Below are 13,552 nucleotides of genomic sequence, written 5' to 3' on the forward strand. Positions count from 1 at the left end.
AATGCGGGGCGGCATCGCGTGCCCAAACTTTGGAGATTGATCATGAAAAGCAACCATCTCGCCATGCTCGTGGCAGCGTTGTCACTCAGCGTGTCGCCGCTTGCCACGTTGCCAGCAGCAGCCCAGCAGGACACCAAGAGCGGCAGCCAGGCTCAGTCCGGTTCTCAGACGGGCACGGACGCCACTTCGCAGGCCGGCTCCAAGGCCACCGGAACTGGCACCGACTGCACGCCCGACGCGTCGGGTGCCTGCCCGCAAGGCAAGGGCCAATCTTCGCAGCAGAAATCGGACCAGGGTTCGGACATGAAAAAGAGCGCCGAGCAGCCTTCGACCGATAGTTCGACGAGCGGAAGTTCCTCCGGCAAGTCTTCGACGGAAGCCAAGCCCGGATCCCAAGACGCCAGCGGTGGCACCACGACCGAACAGACCCCGGCCGCCAAGTCCGGCAGCACCGATACCAGCGGCTCGGCTAAAGCAGGCACGAAGAGCAGCGCCGAAACCAAGCCCGCGGAGGGCACCGGCAAGGGCGCCACCACGCAAAGCGGCGATGCGTCCAAGCAGTCGACCGACCAGAACACGTCCACGACCAACAAAAGCTCTTCCGAAACCAACGTCAACAACAACGCCACGACGAACAATCAGACGTCCAACACCAAGACCAACGTCAACATTTCCGTTGAACAGCAGACCGAAATTCGCCAGGTGGTGAAAGAGGTTCATGTCGAACCTGTGAAGGAAGTGAACTTCACGGTTTCCGTTGGAACGACGATCCCGAAGAAGGTTCGTCTCGAACCGCTGCCGCCACGCATCGTGAAGATCGTTCCGCAATACGAAAGCTACCGCTTCTTCATCCTTGCGGATGGCCGGATCGTTATTGTCGATCCCGATGCTCTCACGATCGTCTACATCATCGAGGCCTAACACGCGCTTCCCGGCGGCGTCCTTGCGCCGCCGGGGGCCGCAGGAGGGATCAATGATCCACCATGAAGACAAGGGATCGGGACCACCTTTCCCATAGTCGTCATCCTGGTTGCCATTGTCGCCCTTATCGGCGGCCTGGTTCTGTCTTCAGGCCATCAGCCGCCGGCACGAGTTTGAGTCCCCGCCAGTTCGACAGGTCGGTGATCTCATCTCACATGACGGAGGCGACGGCTTGCCGGTGTCTTTTCGCATTTGCGCGCGAGACCGAGCGTCGTGCTCAGCAATCCACTGGCACATCATCTTGTGAAGTAGACCATAGGGTTTAAGGGGCGGCGTCATTCTCGCGACTGCCGAACTGCCAATACCGACGCTGGCGCGCTTCGAGGAATCAAGCATCCAGCCCGTTCCGACTATTTATCGTGGTCCTTGCCGGCCAGGTTTATTCGATGATCTGGCAAAAACGCTGGACCTGAACAGGCAACAGGGCTTTGTGGCAAGGACCGCGGGCGATTTCGCGGAGAATGCCATGCCTGAATGCGTGGGGAAATATGTCAGGGAAGGATATGTCCAGACAGAGACCCATGGGGCGAAGGCGGAACTCATCCCAAACCGCTTGAACGACGCCTAACGGCGCAGAGTTGCTGCCACCAAATCGAAAGTCCACCCGACTACGTGCAAGTGGCACACCGCTTCGTTGCACTTCATCTAGCTTTGCATCAGAGTCATCTGAGTACATGATGAAGCCGTCAAGATGGGGCGATTCATGAAGTGCATTGCTGAACTTTTGATGGGATTGGCGGGAGCGACCTTGGTCGTCATTAGCGCAGTTCACCCGGCGGAAGCTAACAGTGACAATGGCGAAGACCCATCTTGTGAAATCGTCAACCTTGCATACGCGGCAACCATGAACGCTACGCGGTCGAGCGTGACGGCTTATGCCGAGCAGGACGATGGATCTTTAGTGTTTATTGCCGATTTGCGAACCCAGTTAGGTACTAATTATCTGAAAGATTCAACGCGAAAGCAATGGATCCGTTACCCACAGACAAAGTGGGTTCCAGCGGACCGATTTGGTCCAAAAATAACTGACTGTGTATTGAAGGGTGATGAAAGTCACCCGGATCTCGCGGCAAAGCACTATTCAGCTATCCGTCATGAGGCACCGCATGTCTCTAAAGTGGATTTTTGGATTACGCATGACGATGGACGAATTGTAAAAATGCGAATTGGGCCGTGGGGGGTCAAGCTTAAGTCCGGACTAGGAGTAATTGAAATCCGGAAGTTCGATGATGAGGCATTGACCCCTCCGCTTTGATCCGCAGCCGCAACAGAGTTGCGCTTCCATTCGAACGGTATGTCCGATGCTTTTGTCGAAATCCTGAAGCGGAATTACACGCGAATATCAGTTCCACAGGACGCTGAAACAGCGCTCCAATCGCGCCGACGTCCAGTTTCCGTGAAAACCTTAAACCGCTGCGCCGGCACGTCTGAACTGGTGCTATGTGTAAATCATGTAATCGTCATATGTCGAAGCCCCGTTCGGCAACAACATCAACAATCACACGCTGTTCCAGAAGGTGGGGCCATAACGCCGCTTGCGTGCAACCCAACTCCCTCGACAGCGTTGGAGGTAACTATTTCTGCCTTCGAAACCTGTGGCATTTGCTACATTCCGTGAATATTTTCCGTCGGCACTGTCGATTTTCGCCTTGGCCGATCGTCCTTATCACGATGTGCTGGCACCGCGGTCGTGGCTTCAGCACGTCGTCGGGCAACAGAAGGAGCAATTGTCATGGATAATCAGCATCTCGTAGCTGCCGCCGTGCTTGCGGCCAAGAACGGCGTCCGGTTCCCCAATGAGAGCGAGGCGTATCGCAGCGCCCGCGACGCGCTGCTGGCCGAAGAGATCGAATTGCGCCGGCACATCGAGCGCGTGGCAAGACAGCGCCGGGCGCTGCCGCCGGGCGGCGAGGTGACGAAAGACTACCGCTTCGAAGGCAGCGACGGGCCGATCTCCTTTAGCGAACTCTTCGCCGACAAGGAGACGCTGATCGTCTACAGCTACATGTTCGGTCCGCAACGCGAGCGCCCGTGCCCGATGTGCACTTCGCTGCTATCGTCCTGGGACGGCGAGGTGCCCGACATTCAGCAGCGCGCAGCCTTGGCCGTCGTCGCCCGCTCGCCGATTGAAAAGCTGCTCGCCTTCAAGAAGGAGCGTGGCTGGCATCACCTGCCGCTTTATTCCGACATGACGGACGACTACAGCCGCGACTATCACGCAATCGGCAAGGATGGCAGCGACGACGCGGCCTTCAACGTTTTCACGCGGCGCGACGGCACCATCCGCCATTTCTGGAGCCAGGAGATGGGCGGGGTGACGGCAGATCCCGGTGAGGATCCGCGCGGGGCGCCCGACCTGATGCCGCTCTGGACCGTCATCGATTCGACGCCCGAAGGCCGGCCGGCCGACTGGTATCCAAAGCTGTCTTATTAAGATCAGCCGCGTCGTAGCCCGTCAGCCGGTGGAGCGGTTTCTTGAGGGCTCGGCCCATTCGATGCTGGTGACGGCGGCATCCGGCAGCGGCGGCGGATCGATGTCGTAGACATAGCCGGAGATCATGTCGGCGGCGCGTTCCGTCGCCTTGATCTTCGCCTCGGTTTCGGCGACCGCCTTGGAGATCGCTTCGATGCGGGCGCGGAACATGTGGGCAAGCACATCGCGGCCTGACTGTTTTTCGAGCCGTTCCAGATGCAGGCCGATTCGCGAGGCGTGGCGCTCGAGCTCACTCTTGCTGAAACGCGCCTTGCGCAGTTCTTCGGAAAGGCTGTCCTGCATGACGGCAACGGGATCGAAACTTCCTGGCGCGCGCTCGTCGAGCACCGCGTCGGTGACGAGCTTCTCGATCATCACCAGCGCCTGCAATTCGGCCGCATCGGCAAATTCGACGTCGTAGCCGGTATCGTCGTAAACCTTGCGCCGGACCGGATCGAGAAGCAGCCCATAGGCTTTCTGCAGATGGGCAAAGGCGTCCGAATCACCGCCCGAATCGGGGTGGGCAACTTTTGCCAGGCGCCGATAGGCGGCCTTCAACTGCGCCTCGTCCGCATCGCGTTCAACGCCGAGAATATCGTATGGATCCGTCACGCCTGCTCCCTTGCTCCCCGCCACGTTGCGGGCAGTCTAGGTCTTCTTCCGCATCACAAGGGCGAAGTTTAGACCGAAACGAGGAATGACGTCCATGGCCCGAGATGGCGATGGTTTATGCCAATGCTCCGCCAAATCCTAGATTATTTAATGTTTTCAACTTGTTGTTCGAAGATCAGCCTGCGGTGATCGAAGCCAGATAACATGTGGCTTCGCCATCGATTTTTAGCACGGTAGCAGTCGCGTCCTCGATCAGTAGCGCATCGCCGGCCGCGAGCGCGCCGGTCTCGCCGCCCCGCCGGAATGAGAGTGCGCCGAAATGACAAAGCAACAGGCATGTCGAGGGCGAAAGCGGCACGGACTTGCCGCCATCGACGTCGATGCGGATCAGCGTATGGGTAAGCCCGTTGCGGCGCGTCATCACGTTGAGATCCGTGATGGCTCCGTCCTCGAGCCTGGCTGCGACCGGGATATCCGCCGGGAAGGCCAGCGGATCGCTTGCCATTGTCAGAACCACGGGCTTGCTGCCTGCGACATCGAGCACCATGCCGTTGCCATCAAGGATTGCCAGCGTGCGGTCGATGCCAGGAAAGATCGAAAACGGACCGTCTTCTGCGACCGTTGCCATGCTGATGCGCCAGTCGAAGTCATTGATCGACGCGCCGGGCGGAAAGACGGCGATCTCCACCGTCTCTCCCTTGCCGTTTTTCCAGGGCATGCGTTTGTGATCGCCGGCGCGCAGGATCCTCACCGGGCTCAGTTCCCGAGAATGCCGGGCAGGCGCAGGCCCTTTTCCTTGGCGCAGTCGATGGCGATCTCGTAACCGGCATCGGCGTGGCGCATGACACCGGTCGCCGGGTCGTTCCAGAGCACGCGCTCGAGGCGTCTTGCGGCATCGTCCGTGCCATCGGCGCAAATGACCATGCCGGAATGCTGCGAGAAGCCCATGCCGACGCCGCCGCCGTGATGCAGCGACACCCAGGTGGCGCCCGACGCCGTGTTGAGCAGGGCGTTGAGCAGCGGCCAATCGGAGACGGCGTCGGAACCGTCCTTCATCGCTTCGGTCTCGCGGTTCGGCGAAGCAACGGAGCCGGAGTCCAGATGATCGCGACCGATGACGATCGGGGCGGAGAGCTCGCCTGTTCTCACCATCTCGTTGAAGGCGAGGCCGAGCTTGTGGCGGTCGCCCAAGCCCACCCAGCAGATGCGCGCCGGCAGGCCCTGGAAGGCGATGCGCTCCCTGGCCATGTCGAGCCAATGATGCAGGTGCTTGTTGTCAGGCAGCAGCTCCTTCACCTTGGCATCGGTCTTGTAGATATCCTCCGGATCGCCGGAAAGGGCCGCCCAGCGGAAGGGGCCGATGCCGCGGCAAAACAGCGGCCGGATATAGGCCGGCACGAAGCCCGGGAAAGCAAAGGCGTTTTCGAGGCCTTCATCCTTGGCGACCTGGCGGATATTGTTGCCATAATCGAGGGTCGGCACGCCGGCGTTCCAGAAGGCGATCATCGCTTCTACATGCTCGCGCATCGAGGCGCGCGCGGCCTTTTCCACGGCCTTCGGGTCGCTTTCGCGCTTGGCCTTCCATTCGGCCATCGTCCAGCCCTTCGGCAGGTAGCCGTTGATCGGGTCGTGGGCCGAGGTCTGGTCGGTGACGATATCGGGGCGGATGCCGCGGCGGACCATCTCCGGCAGGATTTCGGCAGCATTGCCGAGCAGGCCGACGGATTTCGCCTCGCCGGCCTTGGTCCAGCGGTCGATCATCTCGAGCGCTTCATCGAGCGTCTCGGCCTTGGCGTCGACATAGCGGGTGCGCAGGCGGAAATCGATCGAATCGGGATTGCATTCGACGGCAAGGCAGCAGGCGCCGGCCATGACGGCGGCGAGCGGCTGGGCGCCGCCCATGCCGCCGAGGCCGCCGGTCAGGATCCATTTGCCCTTGAGATTGCCGCCGTAGTGCTGGCGGCCGGCCTCGACGAAGGTCTCGTAGGTGCCCTGCACGATGCCCTGGGTGCCGATATAGATCCACGAGCCGGCCGTCATCTGGCCGTACATGGCAAGGCCCTTCTTATCCAACTCGTTGAAATGATCCCAGGTCGCCCAGTGCGGCACGAGGTTGGAATTGGCGATCAGCACGCGCGGCGCATCCTTGTGGGTGCGGAACACGCCGACCGGCTTGCCGGATTGCACGACCAGGGTTTCTTCTTCCGTCAGCGTCTTCAGCGTCGCGACGATGCGATCGAAATCCTCCCAGGTGCGGGCGGCGCGCCCGATGCCGCCATAGACCACGAGCTCGTTCGGATTTTCGGCGACGTCGGGGTCGAGATTGTTCATCAGCATGCGCAGCGGCGCTTCGGTCATCCAGCTCTTGGCATTGAGATCGTTGCCGCGGGGCGCGCGGATTTCGCGGATATTGTGGCGTGGATTGCTCATGGCGGTTCCCCTGTCGAGAGATCGTTATCGTTTCAGGCCTGGCGCAATCTGTTCGATGCGCACCAGAATGTTCTTGAGATGGACGCGAAGTCTGTCCGCCTTGGCGGCGTCATAGGCAAAGGGCGCCGCCTCGCTCTGCAGATGCGTCGATTGCGCGAGCTCCATCTGGATCGCGTGCACGCCGGTTTCGGGCCGACCATAGTGGCGTGTCGTCCAGCCGCCCTTGAAACGACCGTTGAGCACGCTGTCGTAACCCTCGGCGGCTTCGACGACGGTAAGCGTCGCCTGCTCGATCGCGCTGTCGCACGTCTTGCCCATATCGGTGCCGATATTGAAATCCGGCAGCTTGCCTTCGAAGAGGAAGGGAATGTGCGAGCGGATCGAATGGCAGTCGTAGAGGATCGCGACACCATGGATTGCTCTCACGCGCTCGATCTCGGCGGCAAGTGCGGCATGATAGGGAGCATGAAAGTCGCGGAGCCGCGCCGCGATGTCGGCCTCGTCGGGGGCCGCGCCTTCCTTCCAGATCGCCTTGCCGTCGAAATCCGTCTGGGGAACGAGGCCGGTGGTGTTTTGGCCGGGGTAGAGGCTGACGCCGGCCGGATCGCGGTTGGCGTCGATCACGTAGCGGTGGAAGGTGGCGCGCACGGTGGTGACATTGTCGAGCAGGCCATCATAGAGCTGGTCAATGTGCCAATCGGTGTCGGCCAGCATCCTGCCATTGTCGTTGAGCCGGTCGGCGATCTCGGGCGGCACCTCGGTGCCGGTATGGGGCAAGCCGAGGATGACGGGGGAGGTGCCTTGGCGACTTTCGCACGGGGCGGAGACTGTTTCCTTGATCGTCATTTCAGCTCTCCAGAACCGGCAAGATCCCAGAGGAAACCGAGGCGTTCAGCGCACCCGTCGCCACCAGTTCGGCGGCGGCGGCGAGGTCGTTTGCCATGTAGCGGTCAACGTCAAGGCTCGCCACCTTGGTGCGGATGACACTGATCGCCTTGCCAAGCTCCGGGCTGGTCGACAGCGGCGCGCGCAGTTCGACGCCTTGGGCGGCGGTCAGCGCCTCGATGCCGATGATGCCGAACAGGTTCTCGGTCATGGCGAGCAGGCGACGGGCGCCGTGGCAGGCCATCGAGACATGGTCTTCCTGATTGGCCGAGGTCGGGGTCGAATCGACCGAGGCCGGGTGCGACATCTGCTTGTTTTCGGACATCAGCGCCGCTGACGTCACCTCGGCGATCATCAGGCCGGAGTTCAGGCCCGGCTTCTTGGCGAGAAAGGCCGGCAGGCCGTAGGAGAGGGTCGGATCGACGAGCAGCGCGATGCGGCGCTGCGAAATCGCGCCGATCTCGCAGACGGCGAGCGCGATCTGGTCGGCGGCGAAGGCGACGGGTTCGGCGTGGAAATTGCCGCCGGAGACGACCGAATTGTCCGAAAGCACCAGCGGATTGTCGGTGACCGCGTTGGCCTCGATTTCGAGGGTGCGGGCAACCGAGCGCAGCAGATCAAGGCAGGCACCGTCGACCTGCGGCTGGCAGCGGATGCAATAGGGATCCTGCACGCGCTCGTCGCCCTCGATGTGGCTCTGGCGAATGATGGAGTTTTCGAGGAGCGCCCGAAGTGCCGCCGCCGTGTCGATCTGGCCCCTATGGCCACGCAAGGTGTGAATATCCGGATGGAAGGGCGCCGAAGAGCCCATGGCGGCATCGGTGGACATGGCGCCGGTGATGAGAGCTGCCTGCGCGGCGCGATGGGCGCGGAAGAGGCCGGCGAGCGCCAGCGCCGTCGAGGTCTGGGTGCCGTTGATCAGCGCCAGGCCCTCCTTGGCGGCGAGCACCACCGGTTTCAGCCCGGCCCTTTCCAGGGCTTGCGCCCCGGAGAGCCGTTCGCCGGCGAAGAAGGCTTCGGCCTCGCCCATCATCACCGCCGCCATATGGGCAAGCGGAGCAAGATCGCCGGAGGCGCCGACAGAGCCCTTTTCCGGGATCAGCGGAATGACGCCCTTTTCCAGCATGCCTTCGATCAGCCGCACCAGCTCCAGGCGCACGCCGGAGGCGCCGCGCCCGAGCGAGACCAGCTTGAGCGCCATGATCAGCCGCACGATGTTGTCGGGCAACGGCGCGCCGACGCCGCAGCAATGCGACAGGATAAGATTGCGCTGCAAGGTGGTCACATCGGCGCTGTCGATCTTGATCGAGGCGAGTTTGCCGAAGCCGGTATTGATGCCGTAGACCGGCGCGTTGCCGGCGGCGATCTCGGCGATACGGGCAGCGGCCTTGGCGATCCCGGCATCGAAGGCGGGGTCGAGCCTTGCCGGCACGCCGGTCCAGTAGATGGTTTCGAGATCCTTGAGCGAGACGGAGCCCGGGTGGAGCGTGATGGTCATCGACCGTTCCTTTCGCCCTTGAAGACGCGTGCGTGAATCGGATTGAAGCCGATGCGGTAGACGAGCTCGGCGAGGCTTTCGATATTCCAGACGGCGAGATCGGCGGATTTGCCGGGTTCGAGCGTTCCCGTCTTGTCGAGCAGGCCAAGGGCGCGGGCGCCTTCGCGGGTGGCGCCGGCGATGCATTCCTCGACGGTGAGGCCGAAAAGCGTGGCCGACATGTTCATGGTGAGCAACATCGAGGTGAGCGGCGAGGTGCCGGGATTGCAATCGGTGGCGATCGCGATCGGCACGCCTGCCCGGCGCAGCGCCTCCACCGGCGGCTTCTGCTTCTCATGGATGGCGTAAAAGGCGCCGGGGAGCAGCACGGCGACGGTGCCGGCCGCGGCCATCGCCGCCACGCCATCTTCGTCGAGATATTCGAGGTGATCGGCCGACAATGCGCCATATGACGCGGCGAGCCTGGCGCCGCCAAGATTGGAGAGCTGCTCGGCATGCAGCTTGACCGGCAGGCCGAGCGCCTTGGCCTTGTCGAAGACGCGGGCGATCTCGGTGGTCGAAAAAGCGATGCCCTCGCAGAAGCCGTCGACGGCATCGGCAAGACCGAGGCCATGCATGTCGTCGAGACCGGGCAGAACGACATCATCGAGATAATCGCCGTTGCGCCCCTTATATTCCACGGGCGTCGCATGGGCGCCGAGATAGCTGGTGGCGACGCGGACCGGACGGACATGGCCGAGCAGGCGGGCGCTCTGCAGCATCTTCACTTCACCGGTCCGGTTCAGCCCGTAACCGGACTTGACCTCGATCGTCGTCACGCCTTCGGCAAGCAGCGTGTCGAGCCGCGGCAGAGCCTGCGCGACGAGCTCCTCGACCGACAGCGCATTGGTCGCCTTCACCGAGGAGACGATGCCGCCGCCGGCGCGCGCGACCTCCTCATAAGTCGCGCCTGCAAGGCGCATTTCGAACTCGCGGGCGCGGTTGCCGCCGTGGACGATATGGGTGTGGCAGTCGACGAGACCGGGCGTTACCCAGCGGCCTTCGAGATCGACGATTTCGGAGCGTTCGATGGCCGATGCTGGCAGCTCGCTTTCGGCGCCGGCAAAGGCGATGCGGCCGTTTTCGACCAGCACGGCGCCCTTTTCGACGATGCCGAGCCCTTCTTTGCCAGGCGCCAGCGTGGCCAGCCGCGCATTGCGCCAAAGCACTAGGCGGGTGTCGGCAGATGGGGCTTCCTCTGAAAAAATGTTCCCGGTCATCAGCTTTGCGCCTTTCCTTATGCCGAAACATGTATATACATAATCGACAGGTGACAAGAGAAATTTTGTGCGCTTTTCTGGAAAAGAAAGATCGGCGGCACGGCAAGAGGAGAGGCAAGGTCATGACCACACTTCACGCAGACACGGCGCTGACACCGCAGGGCTGGCAGAAGGACGTGCGGCTGACGCTTAAGGCCGGGCACATTACGCGGGTCGAAATCGGCACTTCTCCCGAGCCCGGCGACGAGTGTCATGCTCTCCTCGTTCCCGCCATGGCAAACCTGCATAGCCACGCCTTCCAGCGGGCGATGGCCGGCCTTGCCGAAGTGCGCGGCCCGGCCAATGACAGCTTCTGGAGCTGGCGCACGGTCATGTACAAGTTTGCCCTGGCGATGACGCCTGATCATGTCGAGGCGGTCGCGGCCAAGCTTTATGCGGAAATGCTGGAGGCCGGTTTTTCCCGCGTCGGCGAGTTCCACTATCTCCACCACGACAGGGATGGGGGCACTTACGCCAATATCGCCGAGCTTGCCGAACGCATTGGCGCGGCAAGTCAAGAGACCGGTATCGGCCTGACACTGCTGCCGGTCTTCTATGCCCATTCCGGCTTCGGCGGCGCTGCCCCGATCGACGGCCAGCGGCGTTTCATCAATTCGCTCGAAAGCTTCGAAAGGCTGATGGAGGGATGCCGGGCAGTCACCGGCCGGCTCGACGGCGCCGAGCTTGGGCTGGCGCCGCACAGCCTGCGGGCGGCGACACCGGAGGAGCTCACAAGGCTGGTGCCGATGGCCGGCGACGGTCCCATCCATATCCATGTCGCCGAGCAGGTGAAGGAGGTCGAGGACTGCATTGCCTGGTCCGGCGCGCGGCCTGTGCAATGGCTGCTCGATCATGCGCCTATGGATGAGCGCTGGTGCCTGATCCATGCGACGCACATGACCGAGGACGAAACGCGGCGGATGGCGAAAAGCGGCGCGATCGCCGGCCTCTGCCCGATTACCGAAGCCAATCTCGGCGACGGCGCTTTCGCCGCGCCGCTCTTTCTCGAAGAGGGCGGGCGTTACGGCATCGGTTCGGATTCCAACGTGCTGATCTCCGTGCCGGAGGAACTGCGCCAGCTCGAATATTCGCAGCGCCTGGCGCTTCGCGCCCGCAACGTCGTCGCGGCACCCGGCGGATCGACGGCGCTTTCGCTGTTCACTCATGCGTTTGCCGGCGGCGGTGCTGCGCTGAAAGCACCGGCGGGTCTTGCTGAGGGCCATCACGCCGATATCGTTTCGCTCGATACGACGGCTGTTCCTTATCTCGCAGGCGACCAGATCCTCGATCACTGGCTGTTTGCAGGCGGCATTTCCGTCGATTGCGTCTGGGCGCATGGCCGCAAGCAGGTGGAGGGCGGTCGCCATCTCAAGCGTGATGCCATCGACCGGCGCTTCCTCGCTGCGATGGGTGAACTGCTGGCCGACTGAAAAAGAGCTTTTCCTGTCCAGGCATTCGAATTAGAGCAATTCCAGCAAGTGTGGAGCGGTTCGCGTCCGGGATTGCGTAAAAACAAAGAGATAGCGGGAGACCAAACGGAACGTGGCGATGAACCAAAGCAAGGATCCCACCTTGCACCAGCGCATCCTTAGCGACATCGAGGGCCGTATCGTCTCGGGCGATTGGCCGCCGGGGCACCGCATTCCCTTCGAGGTCGATCTCGCCACGCAGTATGACTGCTCGCGCATGACGGTGAACAAGGTGCTGACCCAGCTTGCCAAGGCCGGCCTGATCGAGCGCCGCAAGAAGTCCGGCAGCTTCGTCACCCAGCCGCAGGCGCAATCGGCCATTCTTGAAATCCACGATATCAAGGCCGAGGTGCGGTCGCTGAACCTGCCCTATTCCTATGCGGTTTCGAAGAAGGTGAGCCGCAAGGCCAAGGTGGACGACAGTCGAAGGCTGGAACTGCCTGTGGCGTCCTCGGTCGTCGAAGTCGTCTGCATCCACAATGCCGGCGCGCGGCCCTTTTGCCTGGAGGAGCGGCTGATCAGTCTTGCGACGGTTCCAGAAGCCGCCGATGCCGATTTCCTGACGACGGCGCCAGGCCCCTGGCTGCTGAACCAAGTGCCGTGGAGCACGGCCGAACATCGGATCCATGCCGTCTCGGCCAATGCCGAAGTGGCCGCAGTCCTGGACATCGCGCGCAATACCGCCTGTCTCGTGGTCGAACGCCGCACCTGGAGCAATGCTGGCCCAGTGACGCACGTGCGCTTCACCTATCCGGGCGATCGCCACGCGTTGGTGGCGCGTTTCACGCCGGCATCGTGATAGAGAGCGCGATCCAACCGGCTGGTGCCCGGTGACGAACCAGCTGGATCCGCCCATGGCCGGCTGTCGGAACTGCTGGGCATGAGGGCCGCCGGCAGCGTCACCGTCCGCCATGTGATCAGCAGGACCCCTAAAAATCAGTGGTACGTCGCGGAGGCGGCCAAAGTCATGCGTTCTTTCCGCCGGAACGCGATCGGCCGCTGTTGGGTGGCTTGCGCCTCAACCTTTGGCTGGGCTGGGTGATAATTTGCCGGCATTAGCTGACCGCGGCGGCGGTATCGAGGCGAATGGTCGAGCACAGCGCGGTCGCGGGAGACTGCTCAAAGCATACCGTGAAGGGGATTTCCGTTTGGATGGACGGGAAGTACCGACGGCCGCGCCGACGTCTCGATCAGCCGCTCGTACTCCTGCTCCGGCACCCCGTAGCAGCCATCGGCGATTTCGATCAGCATGTCGCGATCCAGGATGCGGACGTTGCCGCGTGTCGATTTGATGGCGTAGATGCCCTCAAGGATGTGCAGCTCATCGGTGACGCCCGCCCGCCTGACGCCAAGCATCAGCGCCAGGAATTCGTGCGTCAGTGGCAGATCATTGCCGTCGATACGGTCGTGACACATGAGCAACCAGCGCGCCAGCCGCTGATGTACGTTGAATTTGGCGGCGGCCAGCGCGCTGTGGGCAAGCTGCAATTCGCAGGTATGAATATAACGCAGCAGCAGTTGCCGCACCTCTGGGTGTTCAAGGATCGGAACTGCATGAAGGTACTGTTCGGGGTTCGGTCGACGCCCAGCACAACGGGATAACCGGCAATCCCTTCGCGCCCGATGTGGCGGATTTCAACGCTTTTGCCGTCCGAGCTTTCCGCAACCATCGAGGCGAGGCCGCTTTCAAGAAAGCAGACATGCTCGATCGGCTTGCGCGGCAGCACGAGCGCGTGCTTGACCGGAAGATCGACGGGTTCCAGGAACGGCGCCAGACGCCCGAAGGCTTCCTCCGGAAACCGGCGCAGCAACCTATTCTTAGTCCCGCTCTGCCTGATTATTGTCATGATAGCACCGCTTTGGTGACCAACGCGACGCCACTCCTATGGTTCAGAGAGTTCACGCT

At 62.2% G+C, this 13,552-nt stretch carries 11 protein-coding genes and 1 pseudogene; 5 read left to right on the forward strand and 7 right to left on the reverse strand.

The annotated features are described in order from the left end of the window. Positions 1–42 precede the first annotated feature (42 nt). The 3 genes from AC25BC_RS28765 (at position 43) to AC25BC_RS28775 (ending at position 3,415) form a co-directional block, all read left to right on the forward strand. Positions 43–921 (forward strand): DUF1236 domain-containing protein, encoded by an 879-nt coding sequence (locus tag AC25BC_RS28765; RefSeq protein ID WP_003554240.1) that lies wholly within the window; start codon positions 43–45, stop codon positions 919–921. Between the two features lie 763 nt (positions 922–1,684). Continuing rightward, positions 1,685–2,236 (forward strand): hypothetical protein, encoded by a 552-nt coding sequence (locus AC25BC_RS28770; protein ID WP_026157628.1) that lies wholly within the window; start codon positions 1,685–1,687, stop codon positions 2,234–2,236. 477 nt (positions 2,237–2,713) lie between these two features. Then, positions 2,714–3,415, forward strand: a complete 702-nt coding sequence (locus AC25BC_RS28775; RefSeq protein WP_128438569.1) for a DUF899 family protein — start codon at positions 2,714–2,716, stop codon at positions 3,413–3,415. Positions 3,416–3,436: 21 nt separating this feature from the next. Here the strand turns inward: AC25BC_RS28775 and AC25BC_RS28780 are convergent, their stop codons facing one another. The 6 genes from AC25BC_RS28780 to hutI all read right to left on the reverse strand — a co-directional run bounded on the left by AC25BC_RS28780 (position 3,437) and on the right by hutI (position 10,138). After that, on the reverse strand, positions 3,437–4,066 hold the full coding sequence (locus tag AC25BC_RS28780) for a J domain-containing protein (RefSeq protein WP_128438570.1): 630 nt from the start codon (positions 4,064–4,066) through the stop codon (positions 3,437–3,439). Between the two features lie 175 nt (positions 4,067–4,241). Beyond that, positions 4,242–4,817 carry a HutD/Ves family protein gene (locus AC25BC_RS28785; RefSeq protein ID WP_128438571.1) on the reverse strand — a complete coding sequence of 192 codons (576 nt, stop codon included), beginning with the start codon at positions 4,815–4,817 and terminating at the stop codon, positions 4,242–4,244. 5 nt (positions 4,818–4,822) lie between these two features. Continuing rightward, positions 4,823–6,496 carry a urocanate hydratase gene (hutU, locus tag AC25BC_RS28790; RefSeq protein WP_128438572.1) on the reverse strand — a complete coding sequence of 558 codons (1,674 nt, stop codon included), beginning with the start codon at positions 6,494–6,496 and terminating at the stop codon, positions 4,823–4,825. Positions 6,497–6,520: 24 nt separating this feature from the next. Beyond that, positions 6,521–7,342 carry an N-formylglutamate deformylase gene (hutG, locus tag AC25BC_RS28795; protein WP_128438573.1) on the reverse strand — a complete coding sequence of 274 codons (822 nt, stop codon included), beginning with the start codon at positions 7,340–7,342 and terminating at the stop codon, positions 6,521–6,523. Between the two features lies 1 nt (position 7,343). Beyond that, a complete protein-coding gene (hutH, locus tag AC25BC_RS28800; RefSeq protein ID WP_128438574.1) occupies positions 7,344–8,879 on the reverse strand; it encodes a histidine ammonia-lyase in 1,536 nt (511 codons plus the stop codon). Then, positions 8,876–10,138 carry an imidazolonepropionase gene (hutI, locus tag AC25BC_RS28805; protein ID WP_128438575.1) on the reverse strand — a complete coding sequence of 421 codons (1,263 nt, stop codon included), beginning with the start codon at positions 10,136–10,138 and terminating at the stop codon, positions 8,876–8,878. Before hutI ends, hutH begins: the two co-directional genes overlap by 4 nt. Before the next feature lie 122 nt (positions 10,139–10,260). Between hutI and AC25BC_RS28810 the strand changes: the two genes are divergently transcribed. Both AC25BC_RS28810 and hutC read left to right on the forward strand, forming a co-directional pair. Further along, a complete protein-coding gene (locus tag AC25BC_RS28810) occupies positions 10,261–11,607 on the forward strand; it encodes a formimidoylglutamate deiminase (RefSeq protein WP_128438576.1) in 1,347 nt (448 codons plus the stop codon). A gap of 118 nt (positions 11,608–11,725) precedes the next feature. After that, positions 11,726–12,445: a histidine utilization transcriptional repressor HutC gene (hutC, locus tag AC25BC_RS28815; protein ID WP_012763422.1), complete on the forward strand. Its 720-nt coding sequence runs from the start codon at positions 11,726–11,728 to the stop codon at positions 12,443–12,445. A 320-nt stretch (positions 12,446–12,765) separates the two neighbouring features. Here hutC and AC25BC_RS28820 read toward each other — a convergent pair. Next, a pseudogene (locus AC25BC_RS28820) lies at positions 12,766–13,493 on the reverse strand (Crp/Fnr family transcriptional regulator). Between the last annotated feature and the right edge of the window lie 59 nt (positions 13,494–13,552).

The organism is Rhizobium sp. WSM409, from assembly GCF_057653825.1.

Excerpts from the sequence above, each read along its gene's own strand:
- AC25BC_RS28775 (WP_128438569.1), top strand. The coding sequence starts at position 2,714 with ATGGATAATCAGCATCTCGTAGCTGCCGCCGTGCTTGCGGCCAAGAAC.
- hutH (WP_128438574.1), bottom strand. The coding sequence starts at position 8,879 with ATGACCATCACGCTCCACCCGGGCTCCGTCTCGCTCAAGGATCTCGAA.
- hutC (WP_012763422.1), top strand. The coding sequence starts at position 11,726 with ATGAACCAAAGCAAGGATCCCACCTTGCACCAGCGCATCCTTAGCGAC.
- hutG (WP_128438573.1), bottom strand. The coding sequence starts at position 7,342 with ATGACGATCAAGGAAACAGTCTCCGCCCCGTGCGAAAGTCGCCAAGGC.
- AC25BC_RS28765 (WP_003554240.1), top strand. The coding sequence starts at position 43 with ATGAAAAGCAACCATCTCGCCATGCTCGTGGCAGCGTTGTCACTCAGC.
- AC25BC_RS28770 (WP_026157628.1), top strand. The coding sequence starts at position 1,685 with ATGAAGTGCATTGCTGAACTTTTGATGGGATTGGCGGGAGCGACCTTG.
- hutU (WP_128438572.1), bottom strand. The coding sequence starts at position 6,496 with ATGAGCAATCCACGCCACAATATCCGCGAAATCCGCGCGCCCCGCGGC.
- AC25BC_RS28810 (WP_128438576.1), top strand. The coding sequence starts at position 10,261 with ATGACCACACTTCACGCAGACACGGCGCTGACACCGCAGGGCTGGCAG.
- hutI (WP_128438575.1), bottom strand. The coding sequence starts at position 10,138 with ATGACCGGGAACATTTTTTCAGAGGAAGCCCCATCTGCCGACACCCGC.